The sequence below is a fragment of the Streptomyces sp. NPDC005784 genome (assembly GCF_042871525.1).
Classification (GTDB): Bacteria; Actinomycetota; Actinomycetes; order Streptomycetales; family Streptomycetaceae; genus Streptomyces.
On record NZ_JBIAIQ010000011.1, the window covers coordinates 172,332 to 195,695 of the forward strand.

General features: G+C 71.0%; 19 protein-coding genes and 1 riboswitch. Of the genes, 11 read left to right on the forward strand and 8 right to left on the reverse strand.

Going from position 1 to position 23,364, the window contains the following annotated elements:
- Nucleotides 1-165 precede the first annotated feature (165 nt).
- The 3 genes from ACFYR3_RS20145 to ACFYR3_RS20155 all read left to right on the forward strand — a co-directional run bounded on the left by ACFYR3_RS20145 (nt 166) and on the right by ACFYR3_RS20155 (nt 4,006).
- Nucleotides 166-1,437, forward strand: a complete 1,272-nt coding sequence (locus tag ACFYR3_RS20145) for an ATP-grasp domain-containing protein (protein WP_355840734.1) — start codon at nt 166-168, stop codon at nt 1,435-1,437.
- Between the two features lie 27 nt (nt 1,438-1,464).
- Entirely contained in the window at nt 1,465-2,688 is a 1,224-nt protein-coding gene (locus ACFYR3_RS20150; protein ID WP_389284103.1) for an FAD-dependent oxidoreductase, read from the forward strand.
- 508 nt (nt 2,689-3,196) lie between these two features.
- The gene (locus ACFYR3_RS20155) at nt 3,197-4,006 is read left to right on the forward strand and encodes an HAD family hydrolase (RefSeq protein ID WP_355840732.1); all 810 of its coding nucleotides are present in this window, start codon (nt 3,197-3,199) and stop codon (nt 4,004-4,006) included.
- A 71-nt stretch (nt 4,007-4,077) separates the two neighbouring features.
- Here the strand turns inward: ACFYR3_RS20155 and ACFYR3_RS20160 are convergent, their stop codons facing one another.
- Both ACFYR3_RS20160 and ACFYR3_RS20165 read right to left on the reverse strand, forming a co-directional pair.
- Nucleotides 4,078-4,848 (reverse strand): LysM peptidoglycan-binding domain-containing protein, encoded by a 771-nt coding sequence (locus tag ACFYR3_RS20160; protein ID WP_355840731.1) that lies wholly within the window; start codon nt 4,846-4,848, stop codon nt 4,078-4,080.
- Between the two features lie 3 nt (nt 4,849-4,851).
- Nucleotides 4,852-5,012: riboswitch (cyclic di-AMP (ydaO/yuaA leader) on the reverse strand.
- Nucleotides 5,013-5,747: 735 nt separating this feature from the next.
- Nucleotides 5,748-7,745: a CocE/NonD family hydrolase gene (locus tag ACFYR3_RS20165; RefSeq protein ID WP_389284106.1), complete on the reverse strand. Its 1,998-nt coding sequence runs from the start codon at nt 7,743-7,745 to the stop codon at nt 5,748-5,750.
- A 431-nt stretch (nt 7,746-8,176) separates the two neighbouring features.
- Between ACFYR3_RS20165 and ACFYR3_RS20170 the strand changes: the two genes are divergently transcribed.
- Entirely contained in the window at nt 8,177-9,187 is a 1,011-nt protein-coding gene (locus tag ACFYR3_RS20170; RefSeq protein ID WP_355840729.1) for a polyprenyl synthetase family protein, read from the forward strand.
- A 223-nt stretch (nt 9,188-9,410) separates the two neighbouring features.
- Here ACFYR3_RS20170 and ACFYR3_RS20175 read toward each other — a convergent pair whose 3' ends face one another.
- The gene (locus ACFYR3_RS20175) at nt 9,411-9,980 is read right to left on the reverse strand and encodes a hypothetical protein (protein ID WP_389284108.1); all 570 of its coding nucleotides are present in this window, start codon (nt 9,978-9,980) and stop codon (nt 9,411-9,413) included.
- 234 nt (nt 9,981-10,214) lie between these two features.
- Here ACFYR3_RS20175 and ACFYR3_RS20180 point away from each other — a divergent pair, with 234 nt between their 5' ends.
- From ACFYR3_RS20180 to ACFYR3_RS20195, 4 genes are all read left to right on the forward strand, one after another.
- Nucleotides 10,215-11,258 (forward strand): CHRD domain-containing protein, encoded by a 1,044-nt coding sequence (locus tag ACFYR3_RS20180; protein WP_389284110.1) that lies wholly within the window; start codon nt 10,215-10,217, stop codon nt 11,256-11,258.
- Between the two features lie 270 nt (nt 11,259-11,528).
- The gene (locus tag ACFYR3_RS20185; protein WP_356782143.1) at nt 11,529-12,803 is read left to right on the forward strand and encodes a DUF2092 domain-containing protein; all 1,275 of its coding nucleotides are present in this window, start codon (nt 11,529-11,531) and stop codon (nt 12,801-12,803) included.
- 29 nt (nt 12,804-12,832) lie between these two features.
- A complete protein-coding gene (locus ACFYR3_RS20190) occupies nt 12,833-14,032 on the forward strand; it encodes an ABC transporter ATP-binding protein (RefSeq protein WP_355840725.1) in 1,200 nt (399 codons plus the stop codon).
- Complete coding sequence (locus ACFYR3_RS20195) at nt 14,019-15,089, forward strand: ABC transporter permease (RefSeq protein ID WP_389284112.1); 1,071 nt, start codon at nt 14,019-14,021, stop codon at nt 15,087-15,089. The genes ACFYR3_RS20190 and ACFYR3_RS20195 overlap by 14 nt, the downstream gene beginning before the upstream one ends.
- Before the next feature lie 32 nt (nt 15,090-15,121).
- Here the strand turns inward: ACFYR3_RS20195 and ACFYR3_RS20200 are convergent, their stop codons facing one another.
- Together ACFYR3_RS20200 and ACFYR3_RS20205 are read right to left on the reverse strand one after the other, a co-directional pair.
- Nucleotides 15,122-15,706, reverse strand: a complete 585-nt coding sequence (locus tag ACFYR3_RS20200; RefSeq protein WP_355840723.1) for an NAD(P)H-dependent oxidoreductase — start codon at nt 15,704-15,706, stop codon at nt 15,122-15,124.
- Nucleotides 15,707-15,819: 113 nt separating this feature from the next.
- Nucleotides 15,820-16,449: a hypothetical protein gene (locus tag ACFYR3_RS20205; protein ID WP_389284114.1), complete on the reverse strand. Its 630-nt coding sequence runs from the start codon at nt 16,447-16,449 to the stop codon at nt 15,820-15,822.
- Between the two features lie 558 nt (nt 16,450-17,007).
- Here ACFYR3_RS20205 and ACFYR3_RS20210 point away from each other — a divergent pair.
- Together ACFYR3_RS20210 and ACFYR3_RS20215 are read left to right on the forward strand one after the other, a co-directional pair.
- Nucleotides 17,008-17,589: a hypothetical protein gene (locus ACFYR3_RS20210; RefSeq protein WP_389284116.1), complete on the forward strand. Its 582-nt coding sequence runs from the start codon at nt 17,008-17,010 to the stop codon at nt 17,587-17,589.
- A gap of 8 nt (nt 17,590-17,597) precedes the next feature.
- Nucleotides 17,598-19,859 carry a hypothetical protein gene (locus ACFYR3_RS20215; RefSeq protein ID WP_389284118.1) on the forward strand — a complete coding sequence of 754 codons (2,262 nt, stop codon included), beginning with the start codon at nt 17,598-17,600 and terminating at the stop codon, nt 19,857-19,859.
- Between the two features lie 82 nt (nt 19,860-19,941).
- On the opposite strand, the gene ACFYR3_RS20220 is transcribed toward ACFYR3_RS20215, so the two are convergent.
- The 3 genes from ACFYR3_RS20220 to ACFYR3_RS20230 form a co-directional block, all read right to left on the reverse strand.
- A complete protein-coding gene (locus ACFYR3_RS20220; RefSeq protein WP_389284120.1) occupies nt 19,942-20,436 on the reverse strand; it encodes a VOC family protein in 495 nt (164 codons plus the stop codon).
- A 138-nt stretch (nt 20,437-20,574) separates the two neighbouring features.
- Nucleotides 20,575-21,693, reverse strand: coding sequence for an EamA family transporter RarD (rarD, locus tag ACFYR3_RS20225; RefSeq protein ID WP_389284122.1), 1,119 nt, complete (start codon nt 21,691-21,693; stop codon nt 20,575-20,577).
- Nucleotides 21,694-21,891: 198 nt separating this feature from the next.
- Nucleotides 21,892-22,746, reverse strand: a complete 855-nt coding sequence (locus ACFYR3_RS20230; protein WP_389284124.1) for an SDR family oxidoreductase — start codon at nt 22,744-22,746, stop codon at nt 21,892-21,894.
- A gap of 91 nt (nt 22,747-22,837) precedes the next feature.
- Here ACFYR3_RS20230 and ACFYR3_RS20235 point away from each other — a divergent pair, with 91 nt between their 5' ends.
- Entirely contained in the window at nt 22,838-23,251 is a 414-nt protein-coding gene (locus ACFYR3_RS20235) for a helix-turn-helix domain-containing protein (RefSeq protein ID WP_355840716.1), read from the forward strand.
- The last annotated feature ends 113 nt before the right edge of the window (nt 23,252-23,364 follow it).

The following is a 23,364-nucleotide window of genomic DNA, read 5'->3' on the forward strand; positions in this document are numbered from 1 at the left end:
GTGGTCGGGGCACACGTTACGGGGGAGTGACCATGCTGTGGCAGTGCCTAAAGAGTTTGCAATGTCCGAATTGGTCTTGTCGGACGCGGCAATTCCGGCTTAGCGTCCTTTGGGGGACACGGACGGGGTGGGTCCGGTCCGTAGGGGGGACATGTGGGGGGACCCATGGCCAGGAGCTCCAGGAGTGTGCCGGTCGACGTCGACCGGGAAGTTCCGGGCCTCATCGTGAAATTCGGCGACTACCCGCTGCACCACGGCGGTGTGGGCGCCATACGGAGTCTGGGCCGACTCGGCATTCCGATGTATGCGATCACCGAGGACCGTTACACACCGGCCGCGAGTTCGCGTTATCTGCGGCGCGCTTTCGTCTGGCCGACCACGGGGACGGAGGAACCGGAGCGGCTCGTCGAGGGGCTGCTGCGCATCGGCCGCCGCATAGACCGCCCCACCGTCCTCGTCCCGACGGACGAAGAGGCCGCCGTACTGATCGCCGAGCACCAGGAGGAACTGGCCGACCGCTTTCTCTTCCCGCGTGTGGATGCCAAGCTGCCGCGTCGGCTGGCGAGCAAGCAGGGGCTGCACGAACTGTGCGTGGAGCACGGCATCCCCAGCCCCGAGGCGGCCTTTCCGCAGTCGTACGACGACATCGAGGCGTTCGCCGAGAAGGCCTGCTTCCCCGTCGTCGCCAAGAACCGGGAGGCGTTCGTACGCCGCAGCCGGCCCGCGGTGAACGGCACGACGAGGATCGCGACCCGCGAGGGACTGCTGACCCTCGCCCGGGAGTGGGGTGCGCATCCCGGCGTGATCCTCCAGGAGTACCTGCCGAGGGAGGAGGCGGAGGACTGGATCGTGCACGCCTATTTCGATGCGGACTCGGCGCCGCTCGCGATGTTCACGGGTGTGAAGGTCCGCTCCTGGCCGCCGCACGCGGGCATGACGGCGAACGCGTACGTCGTGGACAATCCGGAACTCGCGGACCTCGCCGCGCGTTTCATCAAACAGATCGGCTTCAGCGGAATCATCGACCTCGACCTGCGGTTCGACCGCCGCGACGGTCAGTACAAGCTTCTCGACTTCAACCCGCGCATGGGTGCGCAGTTCCGGCTCTTCGAGAACGAGTCGGGGATAGACGTCGTCCGTGCCATGCACTTGGACCTGACCGGGCGCGCCGTTCCCGAAGGGGAACAGCGGGCCGGTCACCGGTACATCGTGGAGAACATCGACCTGCCGGCCCTGCTCGCCTACCGGCGCAGCGGCTATACGACCCCGCACGCGCCGGCCCGCGCGAGCGGTACGGAACTGGCCTGGCTCGCGGGTGACGACCTGCGGCCGTTCTTCACGATGCTGGCGCGCTTCGTGCGGCCGGGCGCGAAGCATCTGTATCAACTGTGGCGGACCAACCGCCGCGGCAGCACCAGCAGTTCCACCGCGAAGTAGGCGTAGTACGTCCTGGGGAGGGACTTCGTGATTCATCCGGTAGCAGTCATCGGTGCGGGGCCGTTCGGCCTGTCCACCGCCGCCCATCTGCGGGCGCGTGGTGTCCCGGTGCGTGTCTTCGGCGAGCCCATGGTCAGCTGGCGCGACCACATGCCCGAGGGAATGCTCCTCAAGTCGACTCCGGCCGCCTCCAGTATCGACGCTCCGCAGCAGGGACACACGCTCGGCGACTACTGCGCCGCGGCGGGGATACCGCGCCTGGTCACGGACGAGGACATCATCCCGGTCGATACGTTCATCGCGTACGGGGAGTGGTTCCAGCAGAAGCTGCTGCCCGACCTGGAGCGGGTGCGGGTCGTGTCGATCGACCGGGCGGGCGGCCGGGAGGGGGCGGACCGGTCCGAGGGGTTCGAACTCAAGCTGGACTCGGGGGAGTTGTTCACGGCACGGGCGGTCGTGGTGGCCACCGGACTGTCCGGGCTGGCCCATCTGCCTCCCGAGCTCGCGGGCGCGGCGGCCGACGGTCCCACACCGACCGGTCCGGTGTCGCACAGCTCGCAGCAGCATGACCTGAGCCGCTTCTCCGGCAAGGAGCTGATAGTCGTCGGCGCGGGGCAGTCCGCTCTGGAGACGGCGGCGCTCGCGGCGGAGGCCGGCGCGCAGGTGCTGGTGGTGTCCCGGGGCAAGGGCGCCGTCGACTTCGGCGCGCCCCCGTGGAAGCAGCCCAAAATGCGCCCCGAGTCGCCGTTCGGGCGCGCCTGGTCCCTGTGGGCGCTGAGCTACTACCCGCAGCCCTACCGGTATCTGCCCGCCCAGGCCCGGCACTACCTGGTCCGCCGGGTGCTCGGTCCCCTCGGTGCCTGGTGGCTCCGTGACCGTTTCGAGGGCAAGGTCGCGGTCCGTGAGGTCCAGCGGATCGTCGGCGCCGGGGCGCCCGACGGCAGCCCCGTATTGACGGTGCAGACCCATGGCGGCCGGGTGGACGAGCTCTCCGCCGATCACGTGATCGCCGCGACCGGCTACCGCGTCGACATCGCCGCGATGGACTTCCTCGGGCACGAGCTCCGTGCGGAGCTGGCGGTGAGCCGCGGTACTCCCAAGCTGGGTGCCGGGTACCGGTCCTCGGTTCCCGGGTTGTACTTCACGGGTCTGCCGGCGGCGGCCTCGTACGGGCCCGTGATGCGGTTCGTGTGCGGGACGGAGTTCGCCTCCCCGCGGCTGGCCGGGCATCTGGTGGCCGCGCACGGGTGAGGTGGGGTACGGCCGAGGATGCGCGTCGCCCCGGGTGCGTGTGGCCCCCAGGGGGTGTGTGGCCGAGGGTGCGTGCGGTCGAGGGGCTGTGAGCCAAGGGGTCGGCCCCTACGGCTGCCGGCCCCTTGGCCATGCCCTCGGATCGGCGGCTGGGACTTGCCTCCGGCTGTGGGGACTTGGGGCCCGGGGCGGGTCAGCGGCGCGCTTTTACAGCGGGCTCAACAGGCATGTGTCTCCCCGGACTTGTCGATCCTCGTCGCCGGTTTCCGCAGCGGTGTGCGCCGCGCCGAGTCCGCCTGTCGCCGAGTTGGCCTGTCGCGGGGCGGTGTTGGGGTGTTGTGGTCGGTCGTGTGTGGGAAAGTCGGTGTGGGCGGAAGCGGACCTTGCGTGATCCGAAGCGGTCGCAACGCGCTTACCACCGTACGGTGAACGGCGTTGCTGACGGGATACCGGACGTCGTCCGGTTCACGCCGGGCCGATGAGTCGTTCGATCCGTATTCTTCGGATCATGGCCGCTCCGACTGCATATTCACTCATCGCCACTGACCTGGACGGAACGCTGCTGCGCGGCGACGACACACTCTCCGACCGGTCCCGGGCCGCGTTGGCGAAGGTGATCCAGGCGGGTGCCCAGCATCTCGTGGTGACGGGCCGCCCCGCACCGCGCGTGCGACCGCTCCTCGATGAACTCGGCGGTGAGGGACTGGCGGTGTGCGGGCAGGGGGCGCAGCTGTACGACGCCGGGGCGGACCGCATGCTGTGGTCGGTGACCCTGGACAGGGAACTGGCGGAGACGGCGCTCGGCAAGATCGAGGCGGAGGTCGGGCTGCTGTACGCGGCGGTCGACCAGGACGGCGTGGACGGCCTGACGCTCATCGAGCCGGGGTATGTGATGCCGCATCCGACCCTGCCGGCGGTGCGGGTGCCACGTCGGGACGACCTCTGGACGGAGCCGATCAGCAAGGTGTTGCTACGTCACCCGTCCATGTCCGACGACGAGTTGGCGTCCGCTGCGCGGGGAGTGGTCGGTTCACTGGCGACGGTCACCATGTCCGGGCCCGGCACCGTCGAACTCCAGCCATGTGGGGTGACCAAGGCGACGGGACTTGCTCTCGCGGCCGCGCACCTCGGTCTCACCCCGGCCGCGACGCTCGCCTTCGGCGACATGCCCAACGACATCCCGATGTTCGACTGGGCCGCCCGCGGTGTGGCGATGGCCAACGCCCACCCGGAACTGAAGGCGGTGGCCGACGAGGTCACCCTGTCGAACGAGGACGACGGAATCGCGGTGGTCCTGGAGCGCCTCTTCGGCTTCTAGCAGTGGCAACGCACCCGTCGGCGGCACCGAGAAGGTGCCGCCGACGGGTGCGGTCGAAGCCGAGGGTGTGATCAGTAGGCGCCGTTGACGTTGTCGATGGAGCCGTAGGTCTTGGCCGCGTAGTTGCAGGCGGCGGTGATGTTCGCGACCGGGTCGTAGATGTTCATCGACGTTCCGGCGACGTGGAAGGCCTGGAACGTGGGGTCGATGACCTGGAGCAGGCCCTTGGAGGGGATGCCCGCGGCGGCGTTGGAGTCCCAGTTGTTGATGGCGTTGGGGTTGCCGGAGGACTCGCGCATCACGTTGCGGTAGATGCCGTCGTAGCTGCCCGGTATGCCCGCCTTGGCCATGACGTCCAGGGACTGCTTGATCCAGCCGTCGAGGTTGTTGGCGTAGGTCTTGACGGAGGCCTGGGTGGCGGTGGCCACCTTGGACTTGGCGACGGCCGGGGTCGCGTTCGCCGTCGTGCGCACGACCGTCGACTTCAGCTTCTTCGTGCCCACGGTCAGCTTCAGGCCCGGACGGATCAGGGCCGGGTTGCCGCCGATGACCGCGCGGTTCGCCGCGTACAGCTTCTTCCAGCCACCGCTCTCGGGGTGCTTCTGAGCCACCTTGGACAGGGTGTCGCCCGCGACCACCTTGTAGGTGATGAGCTGCACGTTGGGGATCACCGCGGTGTGGGCGGCCTTCGTGAGCTGGGGGGCCTGCGCCGGGGTCGCGGCGTGGGCGCCGGTCGCGCTCACGAGCGGGAGGGCGAGGGCGATGCCGCCCGTTCCCGCGGCGATCATGCCCCGGGTGATGACGTTGGTCTTCGTGCGGCGGTGCTTGCCTCGTACGGGCATGACGAATTTCCTCTCCGACGCCTGCGAGGTGAGCTGTCGGGTTCGGGCGGGAGATGCCCGGCCGCGTTTTGGGCGCGGCTTCACCCCTAGCCGGTCCGGTGCGTCCGGATCGGCGGCTTACCTGTGGTTCCCCCGCTCCTGCCGTGCGTGGGTGGGTGGGTTTCCGGGCGGCGGCAGGATTTGGCGATCCGCCCGGGATCGACGAGAACGTATGCGAGAGCACATGTCCGGAACAAGGCCAGATTTGGCTGCGAAGATCGCTTTCACCTGGTTAGGGCACGGGGAAAAAGTCCGATTGCACCGGAATTGGATCCTCAACTTGCCTTTGGCAAAGGGGTTGGTCGGGAGGGGGCGCGAGGTGGTGCCGCGGCTCGCTGGTGACCCAATTCACGAGACCAAGGGTCATCAAGGCGGCATGCAAGGCAATTCGGGCATTGCGCTTCCGATGGCAGGGGGACGTCGGCCCCCGAAGGGCGCCGAGCGGCCCCTCGCGCAGCGAGATTTGTGGCGCGGGACACGTGGGGGAGCGCGGCCCGTACGGGGCCGCCGGAGCGCCGACCGGGCGCGGGCCCAGCCCGTCGGACGCGGGCCGAGCCGAGCGGACGCGAGCCGAGCCGGGCCATTCGGAGCGGGCTGCGGCGAGCGCGGGCCGAGTCCGGTGGTGGCGGATCGAGTCCCGGCGAACAGGGCGAAGTGCGTTCCGTGGCACCGGTGTTCGGCGTGCAGGCGGTGTCGCGGCCCACCCGGACCAGCGCGGACCGGCGCGGGCGTGCGCGTGTGCGGGGAGCCCGTGCGGGGGCCGAGCGAGGGTGAACTCCCGTCCCTGTAAGCCCTGTCGGCCAGGCCTTGTCGGCCAGGTGTCGGCCAGGTGTCGGCCAGGCCTTGTCGGTCAGGCTCTATCAGCCGGAGGTGCGCGGGATTCTCTTCTCCCAGGTTCGGTGGAAGACGACCTCGTCGCCGTCCCTGCAGACGAGCTCGTCGGTCGTGATGAAGTCCCCCGCGTCGCAGGTGATGGCGGAGACCGTCTCGACGCGGGCGTCCCACGGCAGGTCCGGGCGGTGCAGGCGGATCGACCAGGTCGAGCGGGCGCGGGCGGACAGCGGGTCCGACTCGTCGATCGTGTACGTCTCCCGCGCCTCCTCCGTGCATTCGAGGCCGTCGGGGTACACGCGGGTGCCGCCGTGGCCCGGGTCCACCTCCAGGCGCCAGGTGCCCGCGGCCACGTCACGCAGGACCAGGCGTTCCGGGCAGGGCTCGTCCAGGGTCGCGGAGACGGTCACGCCGAGGGGTTCGGACTCCTCCGGTTCCTCGAAGGTGATCGAGGGGTCCGACTCCGTTGTCCGTACGGGGAGTTCCAGGGTGCTGCCGATCGGGTCCAGGGTGAAGCCCGCCTCCGAGCCCGGCTGGGGCCAGATCCACGGCCAGTACGCGGAGGAGACGCCCAGGCGGATGCGGTGGCCCGCCGGGAACGCGTAGCCGATGCCGTTCAGGTCGAACACCACGTGCTCCGTAGTACCCGGTTTCCAGGGAACGGCCTGGTCGCGGCCTTGGCGCGCTGACAGGTTCAGGGCACCTCGGGTGACGAGCGTGGACGCTCCGTCCGGGGCGACGTCGCACAGCCGGGCGATCACCTGGCCCCTGGGCGACCCGGACGTCAGCCGCAGATTGACCCGTGGGCGGCCCAGCACCCAGGTCTCCTCCGCCACCTCGAACTCGAAGCAGGCCGACCGGGCGTCCTCCTCCCGCTGGTCCGGCGGCAGGTCGGCGTCGTTGCCGAAGGGGAAGAAGCGGCCCGCGTCGACCCCCGTGTGCTGCGGGGAGCGCACCAGGATCGGGGCGCCCTGGAGCGCGTACGCGACCGGGGTCACCGAGGGCGAGGGCCAGCCCGGGTCGCCCACCCAGCGGCCGGGGAGCTCTCCGTACACGGTCGCCGGAGGGTGCGCGTCCATCACGTACGAGCGCAGAAGGGGGACGGAGAGCGCGTCCGTCTCCTCGTCCCGGAGCCAGTGGTCCCACCAGCGCAGTGTCTCCTGGAGGAAGCCGATCGCCGGTCCGGGCGGCAGGACCCGGTCCGGGTACTGGTGCGACCAGGGGCCGATGAGGCCTCGTACGCGATCCGGTGGCAGGTTCTCCACCAGGCGCAGCACCGTGTCGCGGTACGGGTCGTGCCAGCCGCCGACCGCGAGGACCGCCGCGCTGATGGTGCCGTAGTCCTCGCGGACGCTGCCGTGGCGCCAGTACGCGTCCCGGGTCTGGTGTGCCAGCCAGGTGTGTACAGAGGGGTCGACCGCCTCCAGTCGCTTCACCCACATGTCGCGCCACATCACCTCGCCCACATGCGCCGGGTCCGGCGGGCGGGCGGCGAAGGCGAGCGTGGTGGCCGCCCAGGCGTGCATGCCGACAGCGAGGACGGAACCTCCCGCGTAGTGCACGTCGTTGTCATAGCGGTCGTCGGTCGCGCAGACCGTGACGACCGCCTTGAGCGGCTCGGGCGCGCGGGCCGCGATCTGGAGGGAGGTGTAGCCGCCCCAGGAGATCCCGAACATGCCGACCCGGCCGGTGCACCAGGGCTGGGCGGCCAGCCAGGAGACCACCTCCACGCCGTCGTCCGGCTCGGTCCCGGAGCGCTCGTCCCGCGGTGTGCCCTCCGAGTTGCCGTGGCCGCGCACGTCCACGCGGACGGAGGCGTAGCCGTGGCCGGCGTACCAAGGATGCCGCTGCCAGTCCCGCGGGGCCGTCCAGTCGGTCAGGCGGTACGGGAGGTACTCCAGGAGCGCCGGTACGGGCTCCTCGGTCAGCGGACGCCAGATCCGGGCGTACAGACGGGTGCCGTCCGAGAGGGGGACGAGGACGTCCTCATGAGTGGTCTCGTAGGGGAAGGACGTACGGATGTGCATGAGCGTCACCTCAGTGGACGGTGTGCGTCGTGCGGCGCGCCCGGGAGGCGGGGAGCGTCACGTCCGGGACGGACGGGGGGTGGGCGGAGCTATGGGGCACAGCAACCCCTTCCGAGTGCTTCGCCGCATGCCGTCGCATATCGGTTCACATCATCTGATCATGAACATACCGTCGGTGATCGGGTGGCGCCCGCAAGTCGGGGTACCCGCCGTTGGGGCACGCAGGTGCTTCCCGTGTGCCTTCCGGGTGTACTCCCGCATACCTGCTGGCGGAGCGAAGTCGGCCGGGGGACGGTGGGCGCTCGTGGTGATCGAAACGTGACCGGATACGCTGACTTGAGTGATGGCAGCGACACATCGACAAACCGTGTCATCGACCGAATGATCGACCGAGTTCGCCATGTGATCGTCAGCAGACAGGAGAACCTCTCGTGACCGTCGTCGGGCCGTTCGGGCTGAGCGTGCGGGACCAGGCTCTCGAAGCCGATGTCCAGGCCGGATTGGCGGCTGTCGAGGAGGGTTTGCTCGAAGCCACCAAGAGCGAGGTCCCCTTCATCACGGAAGCCGCCCAGCACCTCGTGCGGGCCGGCGGAAAGCGGTTCAGGCCGCTGCTCGTGATGCTCGCCGCACAGTTCGGTGACCCCTACGCGCCGGGTGTCGTGCCCTCGGCCGTCGTCGTCGAGCTGACCCATCTCGCCACGCTGTACCACGACGACGTGATGGACGAGGCGGAAGTGCGGCGCGGGGTGGACAGCGCCAACGCCCGCTGGGGCAATTCGGTGGCCGTCCTCACCGGTGACTTCCTCTTCGCCCGCGCCTCGTACATCCTGGCCGACCTCGGACCCGAGGCCGTCCGGATCCAGGCCGAGGCGTTCGAGCGGCTCGTGACCGGACAGATCCTGGAGACCGCGGGGCCGCGCGACGGCCGCGATCCGGTCGATCACTACCTCGATGTGCTCGGTGGCAAGACCGGATCGCTGGTCGCCGTCGCGTGCCGGTTCGGGGCGATGATGTCAGGGGCCGACGAGACGGTCGTGGACGTGCTGACGCAGTACGGCGAGCGGCTGGGCGTCGCCTTCCAGCTCGCGGACGACGTCCTCGACATCGCGTCCGACTCGCACGAGTCCGGCAAGACGCCGGGCACCGATCTGCGCGAGGGCATCGCCACGCTGCCGGTGCTGCGACTGCGTGAGCGCGCGGAGCGCTTGGGGCTCGCCGAGGACATCGCGCTGTGCGAGCTGCTGGCCTCCGACCTGACGGACGACGCGCGGCACGCGGAGGCGCTGGCCCGGCTGCGGGAGCACCCCGCGCTGGAGCAGGCGCGCCGGGACACCGTGCGCTACGCCGAGGAAGCGCGCGCCGCGCTGGCCCCGTTGCGCGAGTGCGACGCGAAGGCCTCGCTGGTCGAACTCGTGGACGCCGTGGTGCACCGGGCCGGCTGAGACCGGCCGGGTGGAGCACCGGTGCGGCCGAGACGGCCGGGTGGTGCACCGGGCCGACTTGGGCGGTCGGGTGTGCGATGAGTTGCCCGAGGCGGTCGGCTGGGGCGGTCGGATGTGCAATGGGTTGCCCGAGGCGGTCGGGTTGCCCGAGACGGCCTGCCGAATCGGCCGGGTGGTGCACAGGGTCGGCTGAGACCGGCCAGTTGGTGCGCCGGTGCGGCTGTCAGTAGCCTCCGCCTCCCCCCGTGTTCGTGGAGGTCGACGTCGGCGCCGGACTTGCCGATGCGGGTGTGGTGATCTTCGCTCCGCTGGGCGTCACGGCGAACCACGTTCCGTCCACTCCCTGGCCGTAGGCCTCCTTCGGCTCGGCGTCCTTGGAGTAGCGGTAGAGGGGCCAGCCGGCGAGGGTGATCTGAGTGCTGCCGTCGGTACGTTTCGCCGTGGAGACCAGGCTCTTGTCGATGCCGTTCGTGGTCACGCTGCCCTTGGCCGTGGCAGCCGGCCAGACCGTGGCGCAGGTGTTGTAACAGCTGATCCTGGTCGGGTTCGCCGAGTCCGCGTCGAAGCGGTACAGGACGAATCCCTTGCTGTCGGTCACGACCGTGCCCAGTTTCGCGATATTGGCGGTGTTCAGCGTCGCGGATCCCGCGGAGCCGCTGCTCTGTGTGGAGCTGCTGCTCGGCGTGGAGCTGCTCTTGCTGCCTCCGCCTCCCCCTCCGCATCCGGCGAGCGTGAGCGCCAGGACGGCGGCGCCCGTGGCGGCGTATCCGGTGATGTGCTTGATGGCGAGCATGGCGATCCCTCGATTCCCTGGACTGCTGGGTGATCCCTTTCGCTGCCAACCGTAAGTACGGATTCGCACCGGTTTTCACTCGAATCTCCGCCGGATTTGGTGGGTTCTGGCGATGTGATGCGATGTGACCGGCATCACACACTTGGAATGAGTCCAGGATCGGACCGGGTCCGTACTCCTGCACAGAAGCTGACGCAGGGGGCGTCGGCCGAGTTACGGGGAGAAAACAGAATCATGGGATCGAACGCCACGTTCACGACGCGTCGCAAGAGCCTGATCCTGACCGGTGTCGCGGTGGCCGCCGCGGCGGGTGTCGCCGCCGCCGTCATCCCGGCGGTCGCCGCCGACCACGGCGGCCACGGCAGGAGTGCCGGCGCGAGCCACAGCGGGAGCAGCGGCATGAGCCACCCGGGGCACGACGACCGGACCGTCGTCGCACAGCACGGAATCATGGGCGGCAGCGGTGGCACCGTCCTCGCCGCGAGCCTGCGCGGCGCCAATGAAGTGCCGGTCCAGGGCGGCCCCGCCGTCGGCGACAAGGACGGCGCCGCACTGGAGTTCATCAAGGTCAAGGGGAACAAGGTGTCCGTCGCCGTGACCTGGCGCGGTACCGGCAGGCCCACCATGCTCCACATCCACCAGGGCGCCAGGGGCACCAACGGCGGCGTCAAGATCGACTTCAGCAAGCTGCTCGACGGGATCAAGGGCCACAGCGTCGTCGGGACCGTCAAGGTCGAGGACACGGCCCTGCTCGACACGCTGAAGACCGACCCCGGTTCGTTCTACGCCAATCTGCACACCGCCGAGTTCCCGGGCGGAGCCGTCCGCGGCCAGCTCCACAAGGTCACCGGCACGTTCGACTTCCGGAACGCGCGGCACAACTTCCAGGCGTCCGTGGTCAAGGGCGAGCAGATCTACGAGTGCAAGCCGACCGACGACGGTGGCTACGCCTTCGCCCAGCGCGATGTCGCGGCCCTGCTCGGCGGTCACATCGCCCACTCGTTCGTGAAGCCCAACTCCGGTACCCCGCAGTGGATCGCGCCGGACCGCAGCGCTGTCACCGGCACGCTGATCGCGAAGACCCCGAACGGCGCGACGAACATTCCCGAGCTCGACCTCAGGGCCACGCAGTCCGGCAGGCATCACGGCCTCCTCGCCGGCACGCAGGAGATCCTGCGCCTGAACACCGTGGGCGGCGTGGCCCCGGCCGGGTCCTGCTCGCCGGGCGCGATCGTGGGCGTCCCCTACCGGGCGGACTACGTGTTCGTGCAGCGCTGAGGCGAGCGCCCGGTGCGGCAGTAATCCGGTCGGGTGCGCGGCCAGGGCGGTGCCTTCCCGGCACGACCCCTACGGGTCGGGGGAGGCACCGCCCTCTCACGTCATACCGCAGGACTACGCGGAGTTGAGCCCGGGGGTTGACGCATCCATCCGGTGTATTTGGTCAGATGGAGAACACCACTCCTCACCGGTTCGGGTGAGAATGGCGGCTTAGGGGTGGGAGCACGGAACGAGGGCAGGGCCGCCGCCGACGACGGAGGTAAGGCACACATGGCACCGTACGAATCCGACGACAGCGCGAGGGCCGCAGAGGCCGACGACATGCTCGCCGGGCGACGCAAGGCCGCGCGGTACGTCGTTCCGGTCGCGGTGGTGGGGGTGGCGGCGGCGACGATCGGGCTCGTCCCGGCACTCGCCGACTCCGGGGACCCCAACCTTCCGAAGGTCACCGCACAGCAACTCATCGAGAAGATCGCCAAGTCGGACGTGCAGCAGCTGTCCGGCACGGTCAAGATCAGTACCGATCTCGGACTGCCCAACCTGGGTGGTCTGGAGAGCGGCCTCATGTCCGGCGCGGCCGGGGGCCACGGCGGCTCCTCCGCCGACCCGCAGTCCAAGATCCTCGAACTGGCCTCGGGCACGCACACGCTGCGCGTCGCTGCCGACGGCCCGGACAAGGGCAAGGTCTCCCTGCTGGACAACGCCGCCGAGTACAGCCTCATCCACAACGGCAAGGACGTGTGGGGGTACGACAGCAAGTCGAACGAGGTCTACCACGCGACGTCCGCCGAGTCCGGGCGCGCCGACGAGGGCACCAAGGGGAAGGCGCCGCGGGATGTCCCGGCCACTCCCAAGGACTTCGCCGACGAGGCGCTCAAGTCCGTGGACGACACGACCTCCGTGACCGTCGACGGCACCGCGCACGTCGCGGGCCGCGACGCCTACAAGCTGGTCATCAAGCCCAGGCAGTCCGGCACCACGGTCGGCGCGATCAGCATTGCGGTGGACGCGAAGACGGGGCTGCCGCTGAAGTTCACGCTGACCCCGGCGAGCGGCGGCGCGGCCGTCGTGGACGCGGGCTTCACCCAGGTCGACTTCTCCCGGCCGGCCGCCTCGACGTTCGCCTTCACCCCGCCGAAGGGCGCGAAGGTCACCGAGGGCGACGGACTGAACGGCGCGAAGGGCGGCGAGTCGAAGGGCGCGAAGGGCGACGAGCCGAAGCGCATGGAGAAGTCGCTGCCGAAGGGCCACGAGGGAACGGCCAAGGGCCCCGACGGTCTGCAGACCATCGGCAAGGGCTGGAACTCCATCGCCGTGTTCAACACCGGTGGCAAGGGCCTGCCGTCCGGCGCGTCCGGCAAGACAGGCAACAGCAACGTCGACGGGTTCCTGAACTCCCTCGGCGACCACGTCACCGGCAAGTTCGGCTCGGGCACGGTCTTCTCGACCCGCCTGGTCAACGCGCTGATCACCGACGACGGCAAGGTGTACGCCGGTGCCGTCACCAAGGCCGCGCTGGTGAAGGCGGCCAACGCGGCCCAGTAGGTCCCAGGCGAGTCGAACCGAGGGAGCCCATGGAGGAGCTGTCCGCCGTCGAGCCCGATGATCCGACGGCGCAGGCCGCGGGCGCTGCTGTCCCCGCCGACCGGGCGGGGAGCGCCCGCACGGTGCCTGCCCGGGAGCCGGACGGTACCGGAGCCGTGACCGCGCGGGGAGCGGGAGGCAGCGATGCCGTGCCCGCTCGGGGGGTGGGAGGCAGCGGCGCCGTGCCCGCTCGGGAGACGGGAGACACGGGTGCCGTGCCCGCGTACGGAGGGGGAGACGTGGGTTCCGTGTCCGCCGAGGACGCGGTGATCGCCACCCGCGCGCTGAGCAAGCGGTACCGCGGCGGACAGCTCGCCGTCGACGGCCTGGACCTGACCGTCCCGGCGGGCAGCGTCTTCGGCTTCCTCGGGCCGAACGGCTCGGGCAAGACCACCACCATCCGCATGCTGATGGGCCTGATCGAGCCGACCTCGGGCACCGCACGGGTGCTGGGGCAGCCCATGCCCCGGTCCACGCGGGCCGTGCTCCCGCACGTCGGGGCGCTGATCGAGGGCCCTGCCCTGTACGGCTTCCTCTCCGGGCGGGACAACCTCGTCCGGTACGACGCCGCCGACCCGGCCGCCGATCCCCGTACCCGGCGGACACGCGTCGCGACCGCCCTGGACCGGGTCGGACTGACCGCCGCCGCGGGCAAGAAGGCGAAGGCGTACTCCCTGGGCATGAAGCAGCGGCTCGGACTCGCGGCCGCGCTGCTCCAGCCCCGCCGGCTGCTCGTCCTGGACGAGCCGACCAACGGTCTCGATCCCCAGGGCATGCGCGAAATCCGCTCGCTGGTGAGGGAGTTGGCCTCCGACGGTACGACCGTCTTCCTCTCCTCGCACCTCCTCGACGAGATCGAGCAGGTCTGCACACACGCGGCCGTGATGGCCCAGGGGCGGCTCATCACCCAGGGCCCGGTGGCCGACCTGGCGGCAGGTGCGCGGGGCCGGCTGGTGGTGACCACCCCTGACGCGGGGGACGCGGCGCGGATCCTCAAGGAGCAGGGCGTCGCCGATCTCGTCGTGACCGAGACGGGAGTGACCGCGGAGCCCCCCGACCGCGAACTCGCCGAACTGAACGCCGCGTTGGTCACTGCAGGCGTCCGGGTCCGCGGCTTCGGAGTGGAACGGGCCTCGCTGGAGGACGCGTTCGTGGCGCTGACCGGGGAGGGTTTCGATGTCGCGGGCTGAGAGTCTGCCGAAGTCGGACACAGAGACAGACATGAACACGGAGACGGAGACAGAGACAGGGGCAGCGACAACGGCAGGGACAGGGACGGGGGCAACGGCAGAGGCAGGGACAGGGACGCGCGCGAGACCGGCAGCGGGGTCGGGAGAAGGCCGAGGATCGAGCCGGACGGCGACGCGGGCGGGAGTGACGGCGGAGGCGAGGGCCGGACGGACGCCGAGCCCGCTGTGGACCCTCGGACTCTTCCGCAACGAACTCGTCACCACGTTCCGGCGCTGGCGGACGATCGCGCTGCTCGGCGTGCTCGCGGCCGTGCCGATCCTGATCGGCATCGCCATCAAGGTCGAGACGAGAGGCGGCTCGACCGCGGGCGGTGGCGGCGGTGAGGGACCCGCGTTCATCGCGCAGATCACCAACAACGGCCTGTTCCTGGTGTTCACCGCGCTGGCCGTGACACTCCCCTTCTTCCTGCCGATGGCGATCGGTGTCGTCGCGGGCGACGCGATCGCCGGCGAGGCCAACGCAGGCACCCTGCGCTATCTCCTCGTCGCGCCCGCCGGCCGCACCCGGCTGCTGCTCACGAAATACGCGACGACGATGACGTTCTGCCTGGTGGCGACTCTGGTGGTGGCGGTCTCGGCGTTCGCGGTGGGCGCCCTGCTGTTCCCGCTGGGCGAGTTGACCACCATCTCCGGGACCCGCATCAGCTTCGCCGAGGGACTCGGCCGAGCCCTGCTCATCGCCCTCGTCGTCGCCGCGTCACTGACCGGTGTCGCCGCGCTCGGCCTGTTCGTCTCCACCCTCACCAACAGCGGCATCGCGGCCATGGCGGCGACGGTCGGACTCGTCATCACCGTCCAGATCCTCGACCAGATCCCCCAGCTGCACGCGTTCCAGCCGTACTTCTTCTCCCACTACTGGCTGTCCTTCGCCGACCTCATGCGCGACCCCGTCTACTGGGACGACCTGGTCCACAACCTCGGCCTCCAGGGGCTGTACGCCGCCGTGTTCGGCTCGGCGGCGTGGGCGCGGTTCACGGCGAAGGACATCACGGCTTAGACGGGGACATCACCGCCGGTACGACGGGCGCCTCACGCCTCGTACGGGAAGCGGGCGAGGGGCGGTTCCTGCGCGAAGAAGGTCTTCGCGCGCGCCAGTGCCTCGGTGTCGTTCAACACGTCGCCGCGCCCGCTGCCGTTGCCGAGCAGGACCCCGCCGAAGCGCATCTTCATGTACGCCGCGGTGTGGTTCAGCGTGCCGATCAGCGGGTCGGCGACCTCCGGCTCCTTGTGCGCGAGCGCGGTGACGCCCCAGAGCGTGCGCCCGGCCAGGGCGGCCTTGAAGTCGACACCGGGCGTGCGCAGCCAGCCCGACCAGTAGTCCAGGTAGCGCTTGGTCAGCCCGGACACCGAGTACCAGTACAGCGGCGAGGCGATCACGATGTCGGTGGCCGCGAGCGTGGCGTCGAGCAGCATCGCGGGGTTCCCCGCGGCAGGAGGGCGCACATGGTCGCTGTCCCGCCGCAGGTCCACGAAGTCGGGGAGCGGATGCTCGGCCAGGGACAGCCAGCGCTGCTCGAAATCGGCGGGCAACTGCTCGGCGGCCTCGCGGGCCAGCGACTCGGTGTTGCCACCACTGCGGCTGCTGCCGAGCACGAACAGGAATTGGCGGGTCATGGTTCCCCCAGGGATGCGCGCCACGAACGACGTCGATTACACGCGTGAACAATATATGTGCACGCATGTAATCATCCAGGCCGACGTTGCGGCGGCGATCGTGCGCGGGGCGGTCATGCTGCGGATCTGCCGGTCAGCCGGGCCAGCGACGAGGTCTCGCGCGGCAGCGGTCCGATGAGGTCGCCGGTGCGCCATGCGGGCATCCACGGCACCCGGTAGACGTCTATGACCGAGTTGATCACTTTGACGCGCTGGGTGAGCTGACGCGGCAGACGGCCGGGCGCGTCCGCGACCAGGACGATGGCGTCGAGATCGAGTCCCGGCGGCGCGTCGCCGCGCCGGAAGATGTCGAGGGTGTGCAGGACGGCATCCAGACCCGTCGCGTGCGTACGCCCGACGAGCAGCACCGAGGCCGGTTCGCCCTGGTCCGGACGGGGCCAATTGCGGCCCGCGTCATGGCCGCCGAAGACGGTGGCGAGCGTGGAGGCGCCGGCTCCGCCATGGGTGGCGACCCAGGAGAACGTCCGTGCGCTCACGACGAGCTGCCGGTCCTCCTCGTACGGCTGTCGCGGTTGTTCCGGTTCGTCGACCGGCCCGCGAATCCATACCTCGGGCCCGCCAGGCCCCCGTGGCTCGCTCACGCGGGCCGCCGCGCCGTCGCTCCCGCGCGTCGGCACTCCTTCGCTCCCGGGCTCGGCCACTCCTTCGTCCGCCCGCATCGCCGCCCCCTCGATCCCCCGCATGGGTGCTCTCTTCCCTCGTCCGTTCGCCGATCCTCCTGGCGCCCGGACGAGTTGGTAACGGGACGTGGGTTCCTGGGACGAGTCTGTGACGCCGCGGTGACGCGGGGATCGGGTGGGAGCCGAGAGACTCGACTGGGTGTACACAACCGGAATGTGACGCCGCTCCGCGAGTACGCGGATCCGGCACCCTGGCCGGGGCTGAAGTGAGGAGGGAGGGGAGGATGAGGACGACACGGAGGGGTACGGGTACTGGCGCGGAGGCGCGCGCGTACCTGAACAGGTACGGAGGCTCGTGCGGGGCCCGTGCGAGCGTCTGTACGGGCATGCGCACGGGAGTCCGTACGGGCAAACGCACGGGAGTTCGTGCTGGGAAGCGCGACGGGGCGGGCGCCGCCTCGGCGGTCGTGTCCGTGACCGGGGTACTGGCGTTGACGGGCTGTGGCTTGCGGGACCATCGTGATGCGATGGGCGCGCAGGGTTCGTCGCCTTCCGCGGTGCCGTCCGTGGCACCGAAGGTACCCCTTTCGTCGGGCAGGGCCGCTGGGCGCGGACGCACACGTGCCGAGCCCGTCTGGCGTCAACGCGACGGACGGGACGGACGCGACGGACGCGACGGAAATATCGGAGGCGTGGGCGGAGGTGGCGTACGGACATGACACGAAGTACGACTACGGTCCGCACGATGCCGTGCCGCGTTCGGCCCGCTGGTACACCGAGGCCGCGGCCGCGGTCGAGCGGTCGTACCACCCCGCGAGCGGGGCGGGCGACGAGTGGAACAGCTGGGCCGGTCACCGGACGTGGAGCACGGTCGACGTGACCGCGGACGGTGACGCCGACGACCCCGCCGATACCGCCGTCCCGGCCTACCGCGCCCTGTTCGTGGAGGGCGCGTCCCAGGGCCGCGGCAGTTGGACGGGCGCGGGCCCGCGCGCGAACGTCCACCTCGAACTCACCCGGGCGGGTGGTGGCCGGCCGTGGCACCTCTCCGAGGTGACGACGGCGCAGGCGGCGGCCCCGTCGGCCCAGTCGGCATCCTCCGCGCCCTCGACTTCGTCCTGGCCTTCGACTTCGATGATGTCTTCGGCCCCGTCCCCGCCCCCGTCCCTCTCTTCGTCCTCGTCCTCGACCACCCCTTCGTGAGGGAACCGATGTCTCGACTCAGCCGCGAACAGAAGCGGGAACTCAAGCGGCAGCGCTCGGCGGGCGGTACCGGGGGTCAGCCGACCACCGGGATGACGCCGATCGAGGTCCACGTACCGGCGTCGGCGGACGCGGCGGGGCCTGCGGTCCGTGGTGCCGCGGGGGCCCGGAGCGGTGCCACGGTCGGGGGGGTGCCGGTCGTGCCCGCGCCAGGTGAGACGGTCCAGGGCGCGATCCTGAATCACCTCCACCGCCTCGCCCTCGCCACCGGTCACCCGGTTCTCGCCACCATCCACGACGAACGCATCGGCTTTGTCGTACCGCTCCAGGTGCACGTCGACGGCTCCAGCCGCTACACGGGGGAGCCGGAACGCGTGGCGCCGCCCGCGCCCCCCGCGCCGCCCATGCGGCGGCCCGACGGGCACCCGCACCTTCCGGCCCAGGAACACCGGCACTCTCCGGCCGAGGGCCGCTCCCAGCCCGCAGCCCGCAACTTCTCCCAGCCCCCGGCGCAGGACCACCACCCGCGGCCCCCGGCGCAGGAGCGCCCGCAGCCCCCGGGCTTGGAAGACCCGAGGCCGTCGGCTCAGGACCACCCGCGCTCCGGGGTTGAGGAGCGCCCGTACTTCCCGGTTCAGGAGCGCCCCCAGCCTCCGGCCCAGCGGCGTCCGGAGTCGCCGGCTCCGCCGCTTCCGCCCGCCCCGGTGTCCGCCGAGGGGTCGGCGCAGGCTCCGGAGACACCGGTTGCCCCGCGCCGGGACAAGGCGACGTACGCCCTGCGGTCGGTACCGGAACCGCATGCGCGGCCGGCTCCGGGACCGGAGAGCGGCACCCCGTCGGCCCCGGCGAGGAGGCCCGAGACGGCGCCCGCGCCCGCACCCGCACCGGAACCTGCGCTCCCGCCCAAGTCCGCGCCTCCCGCACCCCCGGAGTTCGCTCCCGCGCCCCAGCCTGCGCCCGCGCGCATGCGCGAACCCGCCGTGACCGCCGAGTTCGTGCCGCAGCCGCAGCCGCAGCCGCAGCCCGCGTCCGTGGCGTCGCCGGAGTTCGCTCCGGAGCCGCAGCTCGCGCCTGCGCGGAGTCCTGGGCCCGCAGTGACGGCGGAGTTTGTGCCGCAGGTCGCGCCCGAGCCGCCGGCTCGCCCGGAGTTCGCTCCGGAGCCGCAGCCGGCGCCTCTGCCTCCCCGGGAGTCCGCGCCCGCGACCGCCCCCGCGGCGATGCCCGAGCCGGTCGTGGAGGCGGACTCCGGCCAGGTCGCCGGTGCGGGGGCTGGTTCGGCGAGCAGTGCCGTCGCTCCTGCCTCCGGCCCCGAGCCGGTGCCCGCGGGCGGGCCCGCCGCGCCCGGTGCTCCCACGCCGTCCACCTTCGCGCTGAGGGCCGTACCGGAACCGAAGCCGTTGCCCGGGGCCGCGTCGACGCATGTGCTGCGGGCGGCGCCGGAGTCGACGCCCACCGCGACGTCCGCCCCGACGCCCACCCCGATGGGGAAGTTCGGTCCGGCCCCGCTGATCGGCTCCGTCCTGGAGTCGAAGCCCGCCCCTGGCTGGATGGCCGCCCACGAATCGCAGGCGGCCGCCGGGGAGCGGAAGCCTGAGCCCGAGTCGACGGCGGCCGCCCCCGCGCGGAAGCCTGCTTCCGCGATGGAGGCCTTGTCGCTGCTGGCTCCGGAGCGGGAACCGGAGCCGAAGCCCGCTCCCGTGCGCGGCTTCGACGCCGTCGCCGAGGCGGTGCTCGCGCCGAGTCCGCAGGAGCCGGGTCCGGAACGGGACCCCGCGTCGGCGTTCCTTGCGGAGCCCGTCGCCCGGATCAACGAGGCCGTGAAGATGGGCCGTATCGAGTCCGCCGCGGGGATGGCGGAGCGCGCCGTCGCGGAGGCGGCGCAGTCGCTGGGCCAGGAACACCCCGAGGTTCTGAAACTACGCGAACTGACCGCGTACATCGCTTACTTGGCCGGTGACGCCCTCAGGTCGTTCCACCTGTCACTGGATCTCGCGAGGGTCCGCCGACGCCACCGGGACACGGGGGCCGCCTACGGCAACGTCCAGAGCGCGGCCACCGCGTGGCGTGCTGTCCGCGACCCCCTCCAGGGGCTGCACCTGGGGCGCGATCTGATCGGCGTGTGGACCGAGCTCACGGCCGACGACGGTCCCGCCGCCGACGACCTCGAACAACTCGAATCGGCCCGCACCCGCATGGGCCGCCTCGCCGACCGCGCCCATGTCGTGGTGGACAACCCTTACACCTGGACACCTCGTGCCCATGGAGAGTGACGATCGGAACGGGAGGGATCGGAACGGGAGGGAACGGAACGGGAGGTAACAGGTCCGGCGGCGGCGAGCGGCGGTCCCTGCGTCAGTGGACGCAGAACTCGTTTCCCTCGGGGTCCGCCATCACGACCCACTCGCCCGCCGGCTCCTTCATCTCCCGCAGCACACTCGCCCCCAGCGACGTCAGACGCCCTACCTCATCGGCGCGCCGCCCCTCGCCGGGGTGCAGGTCGAGGTGGAGCCGGTTCTTGCCGGTCTTGAGCTCGGGAACCCGCTGGAAGAGCAGGCGCCGCCCGAGACCGGTGCCGCGTTCCTTGTCGTACGGGTCGTCGGGATGCCGTACGGCGATCAGGTCCCGGAAGGCCGGGCGGCCGTGGAAGTCGACGGTGGCCTCGGCCGGGAGGGCGCCGAGGCCCAGCAACTGCTCGATGAAGGCGCTGTTGTCCTCGACCGCGTAACCGAGCGCGGCGGACCAGAAGTCGGCCTGTGCGTGCGGATCGGCGGAGTCGATGACGAGTTTCCAGTGGACGGGGACGGGGACGGGGACGGGCGCGGGTGCGGGCACGGGATTCGGCGTCATGGAGCCACTCATAGTGGTTCCACCACGGGGCGGGCAACGGAATCGCCGGGGCCGACCCTGATGTCGTACGACGGCAGGCCCTGCATGTCGTACGAGGGCAGGCCCTGTCGCTTCGCCCCGGGCGAGTCCGCCCGCTTGCTAAGACGTGCCGGCCGACCCGGACGACCTGGCGGGACCCGCGGCCACGGCTGCGACTCCCGCGACGTCGGTGGTGACTCCCGCGACCTCGGTGGCGGTACCCACGACATCGGCAGTCGTACCCACGGCATGGGCAGTCGTACCGACGGCACCAGCGGCGGTCGTACCCACGGCATCAGCGGCTGTCGCGGACCCGGTCGCGCGGGCCGACTCCCGCAGGGCGCGCGCACCCCGCCGCGCGGCGCGCAGCGCGTCGAACGTCAGGAGCGACAGCGCGAGCCACACCAGCGCGAACCCGGCCCACCGCTCGGCCGGCATGGCCTCGTGGAAGTAGAAGATCCCGAGGAGGAGCTGGAACACCGGGGCCATGTACTGGAGGAGGCCCAGGGTGGACAGCGGCACGCGGATCGCGGCGGCGCCGAAGCAGACCAGGGGGATCGCCGTCACCACGCCGGTCGCCGCGAGCAGCGCGGCGTGCCCCGGCCCCTGCGCGGCGAACGTCGCGTCGCCGTGCGAGCCCAGCCACAGCAGATACGCCAGCGCCGGCAGGAACTGGATCGCGGTCTCGGCGGCGAGCGACTCGACGCCGCCGAGGTTGACCTTCTTCTTCACCAGGCCGTACGTGGCGAATGAGAAGGCGAGGCAGAGGGAGATCCACGGAGGGCGGCCGGAGCCGATCGTCAGGACGAGGACGGCCGAGAGGCCGACGCCGACGGCGGCCCACTGCACCGGCCGCAGCCGCTCCTTGAGAAGCAGCACGCCCATCGCGATGGTGACCAGGGGGTTGATGAAGTAGCCGAGCGAGGCCTCGACCACGTGCTCGGAGTTGACCGCCCAGATGTAGACGCCCCAGTTGACGGTGATGACCGCCGCCGCGATCGTGATCAGAGCCAGCTTGCGCGGCTGCCGCAGCAGTTCGCCCGCCCAGGCCCAGCGCCGCATCACGAGCAGTACGACCCCGACCACCGCCAGCGACCACACCATCCGGTGGGCGAGGATCTCGACCGCTCCGGCGGGCTTCAGCAGCGGCCAGAAGAGGGGGACGAGCCCCCACATCCCGTACGCCGCGAAGCCGTTCAGCAGACCTGTGCGCTGCTCGCCCCTCGACTTCCCGGCCACCGGCGTCTCCTTCTTCCACGATCGCGGACGCCTGTCGCGCCCCCCGCGCTCCGGAGCTCCCGTGCGATCGGGGAACTTCCGTGCAGCATGAAAGAAGGTAGCGCCGCACACCCCCGCCTGTCATGCCCGTATCGCCATACGGTCATGACAGGCGGGGGGTGGGGTGTGCGGGACCCGTGCCCGGCGCCCGCCCGGACGTCAGCCCTTCAGTGCCGCCGCGACGGACTCGGCGATCGGCGTGGTCGGACGGCCCGCCAGGCGGGACAGGTCGCGGGTGGTGACGGCCAGCTCGCCCTTCTCGATGGAGGTGTCGACGCCCGCGAGGATCCCGGCGAACACCTCGGGCAGCCCGGCGCCGGTCAGGATCCCGGTGAAGGCCTCGGGGGAGACGGGGTTGTAGACGATCTCCTTGCCGGTCTGCCGGCTCAGCTCGGCGGCGTACTCGGCGAAGCCCCACGCCTCGTCGCCGCTCAGCTCGTACGTCTTGTTCTCGTGCCCCTCGCCGGTCAGCACCGCGACCGCGGCTGCCGCGTAGTCGGCGCGCGAGGCGGAGGCGACCCGGCCCTCGCCGGCGGCCTGGACGACGGCGCCGTGCGCGAGGACGGGGGCGAGGTTCTCGGTGTAGTTCTCGTGGTACCAGCCGTTGCGCAGCAGCGTGTAGGGCAGTCCGGCGGTGAGCAGGACCTCCTCGGTGGCGCGGTGGTCGTCGGCCAGCGCGGCCGTCAGGCTGCCGGGGGCGCTGGTGTAGGCGAGCAGGGAGACCCCGGCCGCCTTGGCCGCGTCGATGACGACCCGGTGCTGCTCGACGCGGCCCTTGTCGAACTCGTTGCCCGAGATCAGCAGCACCTTGTCACCGGCGGAGAACAGGCCGTCGAAGGTCTCCGGCGTGTTGTAGTCGGCGACCGCGAGCCGTACGCCGCGGGCCGCGAGGTCGGCGGCCTTGGACTCGTCCCGCACGACCGCGGTGATCTGCTCGGCGGGGACCTTCTCCAGCAGCTGCTCGACCACGTGACGGCCGAGGTGTCCGGTGGCTCCGGTGACGACGATGCTCATGACGTACATCTCCTTGTGGGGTGCGGATGTCACTCACCCTAGGAGCTGCACTAACTATTGGAAAGTACCCACCTTGAAGTAAGGTACTGGTATGGCCGTAAGTAACAAGGCAGCGGACGGGTACGACGCCGGCGAGGCGATGTGCCCCTACCGTCTGGTCCTGGAACATGTCACCAGCCGCTGGGGTGTCCTCGTCCTGATCGAGCTCCTGGAGCGTTCGTACCGCTTCAGCGAGCTGCGCCGGGCGGTCGGCAGGGTCGGGAGAGGGGTCAGCGAGAAGATGCTCACCCAGACCCTGCAGACCCTGGAGCGCGACGGCCTCGTCCACCGCGACGCCAAGCCGGTCATCCCGCCGCGCGTCGACTACTCCCTCACCGACCTGGGCCGCGAGGCCGCCGAGCAGGTGCGGTCGCTGGCGCTGTGGACCAATGAGCGCATGGCCGACGTCGAGCGTGCCCGCGGCGCATACGACGAGGCCCGGGCACTCAGGGCCCGGGCCTCGTAGAAAGCCTGTGAATACCGCCTGCGGACGGAATCCGCCTGCCGCCTGCGGACGGAATCCGCCCGCGGACGGAATCCGCCTGTGGGCGGGCTTGACGGAATCCGCCCGCGGACGGG